A 14,086-nucleotide genomic window follows, 5' to 3' on the forward strand; every position below is an offset into this window, starting at 1 on the left:
AGCCGAACTTCCTTTCCTCTAAAACGCTACATGAATTAACGGGCAAGCAAACCATCAAATGCCGATTGAGACTCACGCAAGATGCGCTCTTCGTCCATTGTGAGACATTCGCCGTGTTTAATCACTTGTTTACCATCCACCCACACATGCTCCACGTCTTTCGCTGAAGCCGAATAGATGGTATGTGAGATTAGATCCGTATGCGGATAGAAATGAGCTTGTTCAATGTTAAGGGCGATAAAATCTGCCTTCATCCCCACTTCTAATAAACCCGTATCATCTAGGAAAATAGATTTGGCGCCATAAGCCGTTCCTAACAGAAGAGCTTCTCCAGCTGGTACAGCCGTTGGATCACCCGATACTCCTTTATGAATCAGAGCTGCCAGTCTCATCTCTTCAAACATATCCAGGTTGTTGTTGCTTGCAGGGCCATCGGTTCCCAAGGACACCATCACACCAGCTTTTAGAAGATCCGGTACACGAGCGACACCCGAAGCAAGCTTCAAGTTACTACCCGGATTATGGGAAACTGCAACATGATTTCGAGCCAAAATTTCAATTTCTTCATCATTCAGGTGTACGGCATGAGCAACAAGGGAAGGACGGGAGAAGAATCCCAGTTTCTCCAGATGAGCAACAGGACGAAGCCCATAATCAGTCACATTTTGCTCCACTTCTCGGATCGTTTCTGACATGTGTGTATGCAGAGGCAGATTCAAGTCGTGTGCAACTTGTACAAGCTTCTCTATGTAATCCGGCGGACATGTGTATGGAGCGTGCGGTGAGATAACCGTTGTGATGCGGCCATCCGCTTGTCCATGCCACTCACGGGCAAATGCAGCCGATTCTTCCAGCTTACGCATCTGCTCTTCTTCTGAACACAGACCAATAACTCCACGAGCCAGAGAAGCGCGAATACCGGATTGTTCTACCACTTTAGCCACTTGATCCATATGATCATACATATCGAGGAAAGCCGTAGTTCCTCCTTTTAGCATTTCTAACACAGATAGGGATGATCCCCAGTACACATCTTCAGCCGTCATTTTAGCTTCCATAGGCCACATTTTCTCCTGTAACCATACCTGCAGCGCTAGATCATCTCCATGTCCTCTTAGAAGTGACATTGCTGCATGACCATGCGTATTGATCAGACCCGGTAGGAAAAGAAGTCCTTTTCCATCCACTTTAGGCAGGCTCTCGTCCCCTTCCGGTAGCGTCTCACCAATATGCACAATCTTATCATTTTCCACAACCATATAACCTTGAACCACTTTCCAGTCCAAACCACTATTTACAGCAAATTTGCCGTTATGAATAACCCATTTATTTGTCGTCATCTTCCTCGTCGTCCTTTCCATTCTCCAGGTAATAAGCAAGGCTGAGTAGATCCGTCGTAAAGTCAGCATGGTGAATGCGAATATGCGGCGGCGTTTTCAAGATCGTTGGTGCAAAATTAAGTATAGCCTCAATACCCGACTCGACCAGTTGATCAGCTACATTCTGAGCTTCTGTATCTGGAACTGTAATTATGCCGATACGAATATTATCCTTTTGGACAGACTCTGATAATTCATTCATTGGTTGAACTTTCAAGCTATTAATCTGAGTACCAATCTTGGGACCGTAAGCATCGAATACGGCAACAATCTTCATGTTGTCTTTCAAGTATGCATTGTAATTAGACAAGGCGTGTCCAAGATTACCCGCACCAACCAATGCTACGTTGATTTGCTGATCGATCTTCAGGATGTGCCGAATTTTCTCGATCAAGTAGGAAACGTCATAGCCAATGCCTTTGCGACCAAAATCACCAAAATAGGCTAGATCCTTTCGGATCTGAGCTGGATTAAGATCCAAGCGTAGTCCTAGTTCTTGAGAAGAAACCGTAGTAACCTCACGTTGACTCAATTCACTCAAATAACGCAAGTAAACTGGCAAACGCCGCACGACAGCTTCTGATATTTTATCTGATTTCATTCGTTTACTCCCCTTTACCAATGTGACCCTGAAGATAGATTAAATAGGAGGCACCCTGCATGCCATACAAAATCACGGTTACGTGGACAGGATGCCTCAATGATATACATTATGATAGCAGTAATCTTTATTTCTCAATTATTGAATCTTATAAATTTTACAACTAATTGCGATCAGGGTGCAACGCTTGCGCGTATAGCCCTATTCCGATGCCTCATCAGTAGGCTGGTCTAACCACTCACGAATTCGTGGAACCATCTGTTCGGTCAGCATATGCTCCATTTTGGGACCTGGTAACGAATATAAGAAATACTTACCGTAATATGCTTCAATGACCCGTGTATCGTATACAATGACGATGCCTCTGTCCTTCGCTGTCCGTACAAGTCTTCCGAAGCCCTGCTTAAAACGAATAACAGCTTGTGGCACAGATAGCTTCATAAATGGATTTTTCTTCTGTTGTTGCAACAGCTCGCTTTTCGCTTCCAATAATGGATGATTAGGCGGCTGGAATGGCAATCTAACAATTGCCAGACAGGTGAGTGCTTCCCCTGGAATGTCTACCCCTTCCCAGAAGCTGCTGGTACCCAAAAGTACTGTTGCTTTGGCGTCTTGGAATCGGCGTGTGAGCTTCGAACGGCTACCACTATCCACCCCTTGACCGAGCAGCGAGATATCATTACCCGCCAAGGCCTCCTTGAGCGGATCATACACTTGTCTCAGCATCCGATATGACGTGAAGAGCACCATCATTCGTCCACGCGTCGCAATGGCCGTTTCGGCTAATGAATGCACCAACATATCAACAAAGTGTGCATCCCCTACGCTGCCTTTTAAACTTGGGAAATCACGTGGAATAACAAGCAAGGCCTGATCCCGATAACGGAACGGAGACGGTAGCAAGGACGTAAGCAGACGGTTATGGTCTGCTGCTTCCTGCAATCCTAGTTGCTCAATCATAAATTGGAATGACTTATCTACAGAAAGTGTAGCTGAAGTCAGAACAACGCTTTTCTTTTTGTCGAAGAACAATTCCTTCAGTTGTGCGCTGACATCTACAGGAACCGCATAGAGCTGTAGCGATTTACTTCGGAACTGTCCACTTGCTTCCATCCAATAAACGGTATTGACATCATCCATACGCATGAAGAAACGTAGATTCTCTTTGAGTAGGGCAAGATCCTTCAGAAGGCCTGTAATATCCGTAATCAAGCTATCGGATTGATAATCATCTTGTTCTTCCTTGATCTCAAGTAACAGCTTATCACCCTTACGAATCAAGTCACCTAACGTTACGTATATTTGATTCTCATCCTCTTGAAGCGCCTGCCACTTATCAGGCTTCTGCGACGGCTTCAATCGAAGAGAGAATTGACCTGTCTCCCCTGGGGAAGCATCACTACGCTCAGGAAGAAGATTAAATAAAGATTCGCTCAATCTGTCCCACATGTCCTTGACTTCAACAGCAAGCGGGAACATCTGATCAATAGCTGAACCCCATTGTACTGATTTTTCATGGCTTGATAGCTGGGAGCGAAGCATAGGCAACTGACCGTTACGGCTATCTTTAAACAGACGTGTGAGCGTATGAACCATCGTGAAATATTTCATATGCAAGCCTAAATGTTTGCCTGCTACGTCCTCTAGGTGATGAGCCTCATCTATAACAAGACTTTCATACGCAGGAAGAAGCTGATGACTTGCTTTCACATCGGTAAATAATTTGGAATGATTCGTAATTACGATATCTGATAAGCCAGCTTCATGCTTCGCCCGGTGATAGAAACATTTGCGGAACCATGGGCAAGATCGCCCAAGGCAGGATTCAGACTCGCTCTGCACCGTCTCCCAGAAGTCCCCACCACGCGCGCTCAGGTTCAGTTCTTCGTCGTCCCCTGTTTCTGTCTGAGCAAGCCAAACAATCATCTGTGCTGCTGTGAAATAGTCTTCTTTGGGTGTAGCAAATTCACGTTTGTTGATTTTGTGTTCGAATTTGCGCAGGCACAAATAATGACCCCGACCTTTGAATACAGCAGCTTTAAACGGCAACGGTACAACTTCAGTAAGCATCGGTATATCCCGTTCTCTAAGTTGCTCCTGCAGATTAATGGTGTGTGTGCTCACCATTACTTTCTGTTCTTGCTTCACACTTTCATAAATGGCTGGTAGCAGATACCCCAGAGACTTACCTGTCCCCGTACCTGCTTCAATAAGCAGGTGCTTCTCTTCATCCAGAGCCTGTCTCACACTGCTGAACATTAAAGTCTGTGCTTCCCGTTCCTCGTAGTGATCCAAGGTATCTCTGAGATTGCTTCGAACCTGATCCATGAATTGCTCAAAACTGACACCATCTAGCGGATTACCCTCCAGCTCATTGCGTGGAGCACCAATGTCCATCCAATCACTCACATTAAGCGCTAATTGGCGATAATAGGTGTGTCCATCCAAATCCTGAATAGGTTCAGCTTCCTTCTCACTTCGCATACCGTCGAGGTACCAACCGAAATCGCTATCCTCTGGTGCAAATAAGTCAGACAAACGCTGAATCGTAATAAGTGGCAATTCCCGTAGCTCATCCAAGCACTTCAGCAGTACATGCGCGGTAGCTAACGCGTCGCTATCCGCCTGATGCGGACGGTCATGCTGAAATCCGAATTCAGTCGATACATATCCTAACTGGTAGGAGCTAAGTGAAGGAAATGAGATTTTGAGAAAATCAATGGTATCCAAAATTCGTCCTGTGAATGGCAAATATCCACAACGGTCTAATGCATTTTGAAGAAAATGAAAATCAAATGCGACGTTATGACCAACCAGAACGACATCGTTCAACAGTGGAACCATCTCCATCATCATCTCTTCTAATGAAGGAGCGTCCGCAACATCTTCCTCGGTAATACCGGTTAACCCCGTAATAAACGGTGGAATCGGTACGCCCGGATTCACATAAGAACTATATATTTGAGATATGCTGTAGTCATGATCTATGATGGCAAGTCCGGCCTGTATAATTTCACCGTCGGACTGCGTGCCGGTTGTTTCGAAATCCAATACGGCAAATTTCATTGCAATGTACGATCCCTTCCATTCCAGTCTATGTTACAGCATAGCAAAAAAAAGGACGTTTGAAAATTAACTGACAAAAAAAGGCGGTGCCTCCTCCGTAATCCCTGAGGAAGAAACACCGTCTTCATGCTGGCTACTCCAATTTTTTATCCCAAATGCAGTCAGCCAATTCCGAATTGCAATTGTCCTTTGTTTTGCCTGCAAGCTTCCATATTATACAGTGGTTCGGTCAACGTTGGGTCATGCTGAAGCGCCTGTGCAAACAACGAACATGCTCCTTGTGGATTCGCAAGCTTGGCTTCAATACATCCAAGGGCATTGCAGACCAGCCCCTTTAGACGTGGTGATCCCTTAAGTCGCAATATACGATGTAAGTGTGCTAATGCCTCTGTGTTTTGTTCCAAATTGAGATGAGCAAGCGCCAGATAATAACGAGTCAATGCACTATCTGGATAGTCGGCTACAATCCGCGAAAATTGGGTAATGGCTTGCGGGTACATCTGCAATTTGAAATAGCCTTGACCGCGGCTAAAGCACTCCAAATGAATTTCAGGTAGTGCCGTAACGGCTTCCTGCTCCGGTTCTAGCGACGCAGGTTTGACCAGCTCTTGTTCACGTACCTGACTCATCTTCTCCTCAAACATCAGCCACTCATCAATCATGCCATCACTCATCCGCTTGAGCAAATTCCACTTTTGAAGCAACTCCTGTTTGTTCAGGCCTTCAGCGGAAGGGTAGCGCTTGATAATTTCATCTAACATGTCGTTCATTTCTGCGAAAACATGCTGGAACATCGATGCATCCCCACCCTTGAAAAAATGAATTAGTGCAGTGACCTGTACTCATTTTTTGCTTGATGCACCGATTTCATTCCCCTTACCAGTCGATTACATAATTGTTGCGTGGATCTCTTGTTTTAAGGTTTGAACAGGCTTATTCTGCTCGTCTACAAAGACAACGGTTGGTTTATGAGCATTAGCCTCCTCTTGAGACATCATCGCATATGAAATAATAATTACGGTGTCACCAGGTTGAACCAACCGAGCAGCCGCTCCATTAAGACAGATCACACCGCTGCCACGCGGGCCAGGAATCACGTAAGTTTCGAGACGTGCTCCATTGTTATTGTTAACAATTTGAACCTTTTCATTTTCCATCAAGTCGGAAGTTTCCATCAGATCTTCATCAATGGTTATACTACCCACATAGTTCAAATTCGCTTCCGTGACGGTAGCGCGGTGAATTTTGGATTTCATCAGTGTTCTAAACATGAGACAGCACCTCCGATTTGTGCAACTTAATATTATCAATCAATCTTGTTTTTCCAAATTTAACTGCAAGGGCAATTAAGACATCCTCACGTCCGTACACCATTTCATGATCAGCTAGTGGCTGTAAGCTTGGAAAAGCTTGAATTTCGGCATAATCAATGACTGCCAGTGGTGACGCCTGAATCACCTTACGTAACATCTCGCGAATGTTCGCCGCAGTTACCGAGGAATTCGTATCTATAGTCTCTTGAGCTAATCGCAGAGCCTGTGACAGCACGAGTGCCTGCTCACGCTGTTCTTCGCTTAGATAGACGTTCCTTGAGCTTAGAGCCAAACCATCGCTTTCACGTACGATTGGGCAAGGTACAATCTCCACCGCCATGTTCAAATCATTGACCATTTGCTGAATAACGGCCACCTGTTGCGCATCCTTCATGCCAAAAAATGCACGCTGCGGTTGCACGATATTAAATAACTTAGAAACCACCGTTGTGACCCCATCAAAGTGCCCTGGGCGGGATGCTCCGCACAAACGATTCGTTAATTGGGAAACAGACACTGTTGTCTGCGTAGGTTCTGGATACATCTCGCTCACAGAGGGAATAAATACGATATCCACCCCTTGCAGCCTTGCTGTTTCCACATCCCTAGCTTCATCACGTGGATAGCTATCAAAGTCTTCGTTTGGTCCGAACTGAATTGGATTCACAAAGATACTTAGAACAACGATATCGCTCTGCTCCTTCGCTGCCCGCATCAAGCTCGCATGTCCCTCATGCAGATAACCCATAGTAGGTACAAAACCAACCGTGGCTTCAGCTGAACCAATGCTCTGGCGCAATCTGCTAATTTCCTGTCTTACTTCGGTTATTGTGCGGATTACTTTCATCCGTTGTTCGCCACCTTTTCTTTGCGATGTCCATATAATTGGTCTAGCACGCCATCTGCTGCTGTGAACACGTGCTCTTGTGCTGGGAATGAACGGTCTTTGACTTCCTTCACGTATGAACTAATGCTGTTACGAATCAGTTCGCCTACATCCCCGTATGTTTTGACAAAACGTTTGGGTGTATAAGGTGAAGCATATTGCACCACATCATGGAATACCAACACCTGGCCATCACAGCCACGTCCAGCTCCGATACCAATCGTAGGAATCGAAAGTTCTTCTGAGATCGCTCTTGCCACTTCTTCCGTTACCAATTCCAAAACAATCCCGAACGCCCCCGCCGCTTCAAGCGCCTTAGCTTCATCCATGAGACGTTTCGCATCAGCCGCATCCTTACCCTGAATACGATAACCACCGATCTGATTAACGGATTGAGGGGTCAGACCGATATGCCCCAGAACAGGCACACCTGATTGAACTACCGCTTTCACGGTATCTGCAATCTCCATTCCGCCCTCCATTTTGACGGCGTGAGCATGCCCCTCCTGCATCAGGCGACGCACGCCTTTGAGTGTCTCATCAATACTGCCGTGATAGGTCATAAACGGCATATCTGCAACGATAAAGGTATTCTCTGCCCCGCGTACTACAGAGCGTGTGTGATACACCATATCATCAATTGTTACAGGGAGCGTTGAGTTATAACCGAGCACAACATTACCGAGTGAATCTCCAACCAAAATAAGGTCAATACCTGCTTCTTCGGCAAGTTGCGCGGTTGGATAATCATAGGCAGTAATCATACTCAGCGGAACGCCATCCTGTTTATATTTTTTCATTTTCACAATATTTAATGCTTGTTTGTTTGCCATTTTGGTCATGGCTCCTTTCACCTTTTCAATGTAAACACAACAAAAAAACCTTTTAGTTTTCCACTAAAAAGTCCCGAAAAGTCAAAAAAGAGTCACTTGCGATCGTCCCTTCTGTCTCGGTCCTCTTCGGCTCAGAGCAGAATCCAACATCTCACTTCAACATCAATTCAATTGCTGGTTACACGTTTCAAAAATTCGCATCCAAACGCGATCTTTTGGAACATTTCCTAATACTGTTCGATTCAAGCCAATAAGGCATACTGTTGCGTGGAGTGCAATTCGGTCTACATTAGCCGATATCGCCTCACAAACACAGTATACCAAAGTTCGGCTTAAACTTCACGTCTTATGTTCATTTTAATCTTGGAAATTCGACAATTCTCTAGTCAGTTAACGAAATTTCGCCAGAGAAAACCGTAATCCGTTCTCCATCCTTTTTCTGTACAATTAGTGCACCAGAAGAATCAATACCCAGTGCCGTTCCTTCAACAATGCCATGAGCATTGGATACTTTAATATCACGATGGAGCGAGACGGATAGTGCTTCCCACAAAGTAGCAATCACATTAAAGCCTTGCTTTTGATACATATCATATAATTGCTCTAGCTCTGATAGAATTGCTGCTGCAAGTAAAGTTCGGTCTACCGTTTTGCCTGTTTCTATTTGGAGAGACGTCGCAATCGGTGACAGTTCCTCAGGATAATCCTGCTTGTCAAAATTAACATCGACCCCGATTCCTGCAATACAATATCTCAGTTCATGATCTTCTAGAGCTGACTCCATTAGAATCCCACATATTTTACGTCCATTAACCAGCACATCATTCGGCCACTTAATTCCAGCATCTACGCCTGTAAATGAACGAATCGCGCGACAAACGGCAAGCCCTGTTAACAATGTTAGTTGCGGTGTATTACGGAGAGATTGCTGTGGACGCAGCAAGATACTCATCCATATGCCCTTACCTGGAGGAGAATACCATCTGCGACCATAACGGCCTCGTCCATTGGTTTGTTCCTCCGCAAGTACAACAGCACCTTCGCTGACACCTTCGTCTGCGAGCCGTTGCACCTCTCCCTGAGTAGATGGCGTCGATTGCATAATAATCGCCTGACGTCCAAATACTTCTGTCTGCAGCGCCAACTGGAGGCCTGCTTCGTCAATGCTATCAGGCTTCGTAAGAAGCCGATATCCTTTTCGAGAGACAGCTTCAAACTCATAACCAAGATCGCGCAGCTTATTCACTTGCTTCCACACGGCAGTTCGGCTGATGAGTAAATTTTTGCTAATCTCCTCCCCAGATACAAACTGTCCATCCGCTTTTAGTAACATATGTAGCAGTTCTTCATGCTTGGTCAATGGCTCCCACCCGCTCCACTTCTGCACTCAGCGCTTCAGGCTGGTTTGCTATATTTCCAATTGCGGTTTCTCTCAGCAGATGCTTCATGAGCTGTCCCAACCAAGGCCCGCCTTTGCGTCCAAGTAAACCGAGAATCGCCTCGCCAGTAATATTCAGATCCTTTAATTCCTGCACCTGCATGGACTGGCTCCACTCTGAAGCGTGGGCTTGAATATAGTTGAACTGATCTTCCATGGAGACCGGCAGTTCTCTCCAAGCGGTTGGAAGAATGGATTGTATCATGAGCCAGTCTTGAGTGGCACGGATCCCACATACCAGTACCGCTTGAATCCACTCTGCTCGCAGAGCCTCTACAGGTTTATTTTCCTGCACAAGGCTGCTGGTCACCGCTTCCACTTGGAGAACTCCAGTCATACGGGTACGTTCGTCGTTAGAGAATGTCCATTGACGTAACAGCGTATCCGCCTCATCCTTTGAATAGTTCCCTGCCAGCAGAAGTAATGCCCAACGGAGTAAGACATGTTCACCCTTGAGCTCTTCAAGATTCATCAGAAGTGTTCTATTAAACCGGTTGGCATCGACAGGGGCTTTGACTTCTTCCAATATTCGACTGCGAAGCAGAAGCTCCATACCTGCGAGCGGATGTGAACCTGACATCATTTTGACCATCTCGGTTCGCACTCGTTCCATAGCGATATGTTTTAACAGATCTCTCTGAAGGAGAAGTCCCTTCCACGTGTTATAGGCAATGCTAAAGCGGAAAACGGATGCAAAACGTACACACCGAAGGATTCGCAGTGCATCTTCACCAAATCGCGCCTTGGCTTCTCCCACACAACGAACTCGCTCCTCGCGAATATCAAGTTGACCACCGAAAGGATCAACAATATTTCCGTCTGAGTCCATTGCAAGAGCATTCATGGTGAAATCGCGTCGCTGCAAATCCTCTTTGATATCCTTCACAAAATGTACGGCTGAGGGTCTTCGATTATCCTTATATTCCGATTCTGTGCGGAATGTTGTCACTTCGAAGTAATAGCCACCGGAGCGAACGGTCACCGTACCATGCTGGAGCCCAGTTGGGATACAATCTTCGAACAACTGCATCACCTGCTCAGGAGAAGCCGAAGACGTAATGTCCATATCATCCACTGCTCTGCCTAGGAGCTCATCGCGTACACAACCACCGACCCAATAGGCTTCATAACCATGCTCGTTCAACGTACAAATCACACGTTCACTTTGTCGTGCCATCTCTTGATCCACCTGTACCCATTGAACCACTTAACTCACCTCATTACTGTCCTGCACTTCGCTAAGCACGTCCATATGCTCTTACGAGGTCAAGATTGTATCAACCACATACCGGCTTGAGACTCGGAACTTCACGTCCCAGCACCCGGTAGTAAATTTCTTCATATTCATGACGAATGGCATCATTGCAGAAATCATGATGAGCTCGATGTAAACAAGCTTCTCTGAATTCAGCAGCTAGACGATCGTCGGTTAACAAACGAATTGCATTCTCCGCCATGGACTGCGTATCTCCGATCGGAGACAAGAATCCTGTTTTGCCGTGTAACACCAGTTCAGGAATACCGCCAGCCTGTGAACCAATCGTTGGCACACCACAAGCCATTGCTTCAAGCGCAACAAGGCCAAAGCTTTCTTTTTCCGATGGTAGCATCAGGACATCAGCCATGGAGATCACTTGCGCGATATCATCCTGTTTACCCAGAAAATGCACGCGATCACTCAAGCCCATTTCATTGATCTTCCACTGAATTTTGGGGAGGTCTGGCCCTTCACCCACAAACAATAATCTAGCAGGAACTTGTTCCTGCACCTGCCGAAATACCTCTACTACATCCTGCGTTCTCTTCACTGGTCGGAAGTTAGAGATGTGCATTAATATTTTCTCATTCGGCGCTGCAAAATCACGACGTAAGCTGGCCGCATCACGTGGATAATAAATTCGTTTATCAATAAAATTATACGTGAGATCGATTGGACGCTGGATATCCAACAAGTCCACCGTCTCACGAATCAAATCACGAGATACAGCGGTTACCGCATCACTTTCATTAATCGCCAGACGGATGAGATCCTTCAATGATTCATCCTGTGCGAGCACTGTTATATCTGTACCATGAAGGGTTGTGACTACTTTTAGGTCATCGCCCACCATCTGCTTAGCTAAGAAAGCACATACTGCATGCGGAACCGCATAATGTACATGAAGTAAATCAAGTTGCTGAGCCTTCGCTACTTGTGCCATCTTCGTCGCGAGAGAGAGATCATAAGGCGGATAACGGAACACGTAATAGTCGTTAACCTCTACCTCATGATAGAATATATTTTTCTGAAACGTACCCAGTCTAAAAGGGATACTGTTGGCAATAAAGTGAACCTGGTGCCCCTGTTCGGCAAGCAATTTGCCTAGCTCCGTTGCGACAACGCCAGACCCTCCTAGGGACGGATAACAGGTGATGCCAATCTTTAACTTTTGATCCATCCAATGGACGCTCCTTTGATCCCCCGCGAGTGCAGGTTAATGTAATGCAACGGAAATCGAATCATCATTCATCATCTATAATAAGAAGATTCACCGTTATTTATGATTTGCTGAACCAAACTGACGAACAACATAAGGTGTTAAAGTTGCGAAACCTTCAGCAAAAGGGATGAGGCTACGCTGCCCTAATAGAGAATCCCTTGCCCTTACCCGCTCAATGTATCCTTGATTCAGTGGAGTGGAGACAGTACCAACCCCCATCTCAAACTGTGAACGATAACATAGCAGTGAATTTTCCTTTTGTTCATAGTGTTCCGAAATATCTACAATCAAATCCGTTTTGCCAATATCGTTAATAAAGTAAAAATAACATTCCTTCACTTGCACAGATGGCAATTCCGGCATGTAATTTCTTAGTTTCGCATTAAATACAGCTTCCTGCACAATTTTACTGCACATCACATGATCCGGATGGCGATCCTCCCAATAGGGAGCAAATACCACACGTGGGGCATGGCGACGAATCTCAGCCGTTACCGCTTGAATATGCTCTGGCGTTATGTATAAGCCTCGATCAGGCAGTCCCAGATTTGACCGACACGAAAGACCGAGGACGCGGGAGGCTTCCTCCGCTTCCTCGGCCCTGCGCTCCACCGTACCGTTCGATGACATCTCAGCTCGGGTTAAATCGCACACGCCAACCTTTAATCCGGCTGCCGTGTGTTTCGCGATAGTTCCACCCATACCAATTTCCGCATCATCCGCGTGAGCACCGAAAATGAGTATATCTAAACTCATTGCGTATCACCCGGTTCTACACCCGCCTCTGGCTTATATTTGTGAACAAGCTCTCTCCATGCAAAGTCACCACGATCCAATGCTTTAACGAGAATCTCGGCTGTTGCAATATTGGTTGCCAGAGGAATGCCTTGAACATCACATAGACGAAGAAGTGCATTAATATCCGGTTCGTGTGGCTGTGCCATCAGTGGATCACGCAAGAAGATAATAAGATCCATCTCATTCTGCGCAACCAACGCACCAATCTGTTGATCTCCACCCAGCGGGCCGGATTCGAATCGGTGGATCTGTAGAGATGTTCCTTCCATTATACGAAGACCTGTAGTGCCGGTGGAATATAATTGATGGTCAGTAAATACAGGTTCATATGCTGTCACGAAGTTGACCATTTCTTCTTTTTTGCGATCATGGGCAATAAATGCAATTTTTAACATGACAATCTCCTTTTAGGTTCAGGTTCAAAACGTCCGGGTTCTGAACAGCCTCTTTTAGTCGATAAAGTTATCGAAACCGTAGACGAGTCCTGTATATTCCATAACTTTTTGGATACCAATTTTAACACCTGGCATATAACCTGCACGTTCATAGGAATCATGACGAATTTTGAGCGACTGGCCAAAATCACCAAATACAACTTCCTGTTGTGCAAATACGCCTGGTAGACGAACGCTATGAATGCGGAAGCCATTATAATATCCACCACGAGATCCCTCGATAAGCTCTTCTTCATTCGGGTTACCTTGGCGAAGTTCCTCACGGTTGGCTGCAATGAGCTCAGCCGTTTTGATGGCCGTTCCTGATGGAGCATCCAGCTTCTGATCCCCGTGATACTCAATGATCTCCACGTTAGGCATATGTTTGGCTGCTTGTGCCGCAAATCTCATCATTAGAATAGCTCCAATGGAGAAGTTAGGAGCAATCAAACCTCCAATACCTTTGTCCTGACACTGCTTGTCCAGTTGCTCAATTTGTTCGGTTGTAAACCCTGTAACGCCCATAACGGGTCTTACCCCATAACGGATCGCAATTTCAGTATGTTTAAACGCATATTGTGGGATCGTAAAATCAACCATAACCTGTGGTTTAGATTCAGCAAAAGCCATTTCGATATCGTCGGTCACCAATACTCCACACTCTGGAAGACCGACGAGTGTTCCGGCGTCTGTGCCGGCGCCGGAACGGTTAACTGCTGCTGCCAATTCTAATTCAGGATCTTGAAGCACCAATTTCACCACTTCTCGGCCCATCCGGCCAGCCGCTCCAATTACGGCAACTCTGATTCTTTCACTCATCTTGGCTGCATCTCCTCGCTATGTTTGATCAGTAGTCCG

At 45.8% G+C, this 14,086-nt stretch carries 13 protein-coding genes; all 13 read right to left on the reverse strand.

What is annotated here, in order from left to right; translation table 11 throughout:
- Positions 1-35: 35 nt before the first annotated feature.
- Positions 36-1,340, reverse strand: coding sequence for an amidohydrolase (locus V6W81_RS18345; RefSeq protein ID WP_145047445.1), 1,305 nt, complete (start codon positions 1,338-1,340; stop codon positions 36-38).
- Positions 1,327-1,980 carry a redox-sensing transcriptional repressor Rex gene (locus V6W81_RS18350; RefSeq protein WP_056696791.1) on the reverse strand — a complete coding sequence of 218 codons (654 nt, stop codon included), beginning with the start codon at positions 1,978-1,980 and terminating at the stop codon, positions 1,327-1,329. The genes V6W81_RS18345 and V6W81_RS18350 overlap by 14 nt, the downstream gene beginning before the upstream one ends.
- A gap of 201 nt (positions 1,981-2,181) precedes the next feature.
- Positions 2,182-5,046: an ATP-dependent DNA helicase DinG gene (gene dinG / locus V6W81_RS18355; protein WP_338540011.1), complete on the reverse strand. Its 2,865-nt coding sequence runs from the start codon at positions 5,044-5,046 to the stop codon at positions 2,182-2,184.
- Positions 5,047-5,207: 161 nt separating this feature from the next.
- The gene (locus tag V6W81_RS18360; protein WP_145047447.1) at positions 5,208-5,840 is read right to left on the reverse strand and encodes a tetratricopeptide repeat protein; all 633 of its coding nucleotides are present in this window, start codon (positions 5,838-5,840) and stop codon (positions 5,208-5,210) included.
- Positions 5,841-5,933: 93 nt separating this feature from the next.
- Positions 5,934-6,317, reverse strand: coding sequence for an aspartate 1-decarboxylase (gene panD, locus V6W81_RS18365; protein WP_056696783.1), 384 nt, complete (start codon positions 6,315-6,317; stop codon positions 5,934-5,936).
- Complete coding sequence (gene panC / locus V6W81_RS18370) at positions 6,310-7,206, reverse strand: pantoate--beta-alanine ligase (RefSeq protein WP_338540012.1); 897 nt, start codon at positions 7,204-7,206, stop codon at positions 6,310-6,312. The genes panD and panC overlap by 8 nt, the downstream gene beginning before the upstream one ends.
- Positions 7,203-8,078, reverse strand: a complete 876-nt coding sequence (panB, locus tag V6W81_RS18375) for a 3-methyl-2-oxobutanoate hydroxymethyltransferase (protein ID WP_145047449.1) — start codon at positions 8,076-8,078, stop codon at positions 7,203-7,205. Before panB ends, panC begins: the two co-directional genes overlap by 4 nt.
- A 382-nt stretch (positions 8,079-8,460) precedes the next feature.
- Positions 8,461-9,438 carry a biotin--[acetyl-CoA-carboxylase] ligase gene (locus tag V6W81_RS18380; RefSeq protein ID WP_338540013.1) on the reverse strand — a complete coding sequence of 326 codons (978 nt, stop codon included), beginning with the start codon at positions 9,436-9,438 and terminating at the stop codon, positions 8,461-8,463.
- Positions 9,425-10,693, reverse strand: coding sequence for a CCA tRNA nucleotidyltransferase (locus V6W81_RS18385; RefSeq protein ID WP_338540014.1), 1,269 nt, complete (start codon positions 10,691-10,693; stop codon positions 9,425-9,427). The genes V6W81_RS18380 and V6W81_RS18385 overlap by 14 nt, the downstream gene beginning before the upstream one ends.
- 100 nt (positions 10,694-10,793) lie before the next feature.
- Positions 10,794-11,954, reverse strand: a complete 1,161-nt coding sequence (gene bshA / locus V6W81_RS18390; RefSeq protein WP_307212880.1) for an N-acetyl-alpha-D-glucosaminyl L-malate synthase BshA — start codon at positions 11,952-11,954, stop codon at positions 10,794-10,796.
- A 96-nt stretch (positions 11,955-12,050) separates the two neighbouring features.
- Complete coding sequence (bshB1, locus tag V6W81_RS18395; protein ID WP_338540015.1) at positions 12,051-12,752, reverse strand: bacillithiol biosynthesis deacetylase BshB1; 702 nt, start codon at positions 12,750-12,752, stop codon at positions 12,051-12,053.
- The gene (mgsA, locus tag V6W81_RS18400; protein ID WP_338540016.1) at positions 12,749-13,189 is read right to left on the reverse strand and encodes a methylglyoxal synthase; all 441 of its coding nucleotides are present in this window, start codon (positions 13,187-13,189) and stop codon (positions 12,749-12,751) included. Before mgsA ends, bshB1 begins: the two co-directional genes overlap by 4 nt.
- A 54-nt stretch (positions 13,190-13,243) precedes the next feature.
- The gene (gene dapB, locus V6W81_RS18405) at positions 13,244-14,047 is read right to left on the reverse strand and encodes a 4-hydroxy-tetrahydrodipicolinate reductase (protein WP_338540017.1); all 804 of its coding nucleotides are present in this window, start codon (positions 14,045-14,047) and stop codon (positions 13,244-13,246) included.
- Positions 14,048-14,086: the final 39 nt, after the last annotated feature.

Origin of the sequence: Paenibacillus tundrae (assembly GCF_036884255.1) — a bacterium.
GTDB lineage: Bacteria > Bacillota > Bacilli > Paenibacillales > Paenibacillaceae > Paenibacillus.

Coding starts and splice junctions, on each gene's coding strand:
- V6W81_RS18345 (WP_145047445.1), bottom strand. CDS start 1,340: ATGACGACAAATAAATGGGTTATTCATAACGGCAAATTTGCTGTAAAT.
- V6W81_RS18350 (WP_056696791.1), bottom strand. CDS start 1,980: ATGAAATCAGATAAAATATCAGAAGCTGTCGTGCGGCGTTTGCCAGTT.
- dinG (WP_338540011.1), bottom strand. CDS start 5,046: ATGAAATTTGCCGTATTGGATTTCGAAACAACCGGCACGCAGTCCGAC.
- V6W81_RS18360 (WP_145047447.1), bottom strand. CDS start 5,840: ATGTTCCAGCATGTTTTCGCAGAAATGAACGACATGTTAGATGAAATT.
- panD (WP_056696783.1), bottom strand. CDS start 6,317: ATGTTTAGAACACTGATGAAATCCAAAATTCACCGCGCTACCGTCACG.
- panC (WP_338540012.1), bottom strand. CDS start 7,206: ATGAAAGTAATCCGCACAATAACCGAAGTAAGACAGGAAATTAGCAGA.
- panB (WP_145047449.1), bottom strand. CDS start 8,078: ATGGCAAACAAACAAGCATTAAATATTGTGAAAATGAAAAAATATAAA.
- V6W81_RS18385 (WP_338540014.1), bottom strand. CDS start 10,693: ATGGCACGACAAAGTGAACGTGTGATTTGTACGTTGAACGAGCATGGT.
- bshA (WP_307212880.1), bottom strand. CDS start 11,954: ATGGATCAAAAGTTAAAGATTGGCATCACCTGTTATCCGTCCCTAGGA.
- bshB1 (WP_338540015.1), bottom strand. CDS start 12,752: ATGAGTTTAGATATACTCATTTTCGGTGCTCACGCGGATGATGCGGAA.
- mgsA (WP_338540016.1), bottom strand. CDS start 13,189: ATGTTAAAAATTGCATTTATTGCCCATGATCGCAAAAAAGAAGAAATG.
- dapB (WP_338540017.1), bottom strand. CDS start 14,047: ATGAGTGAAAGAATCAGAGTTGCCGTAATTGGAGCGGCTGGCCGGATG.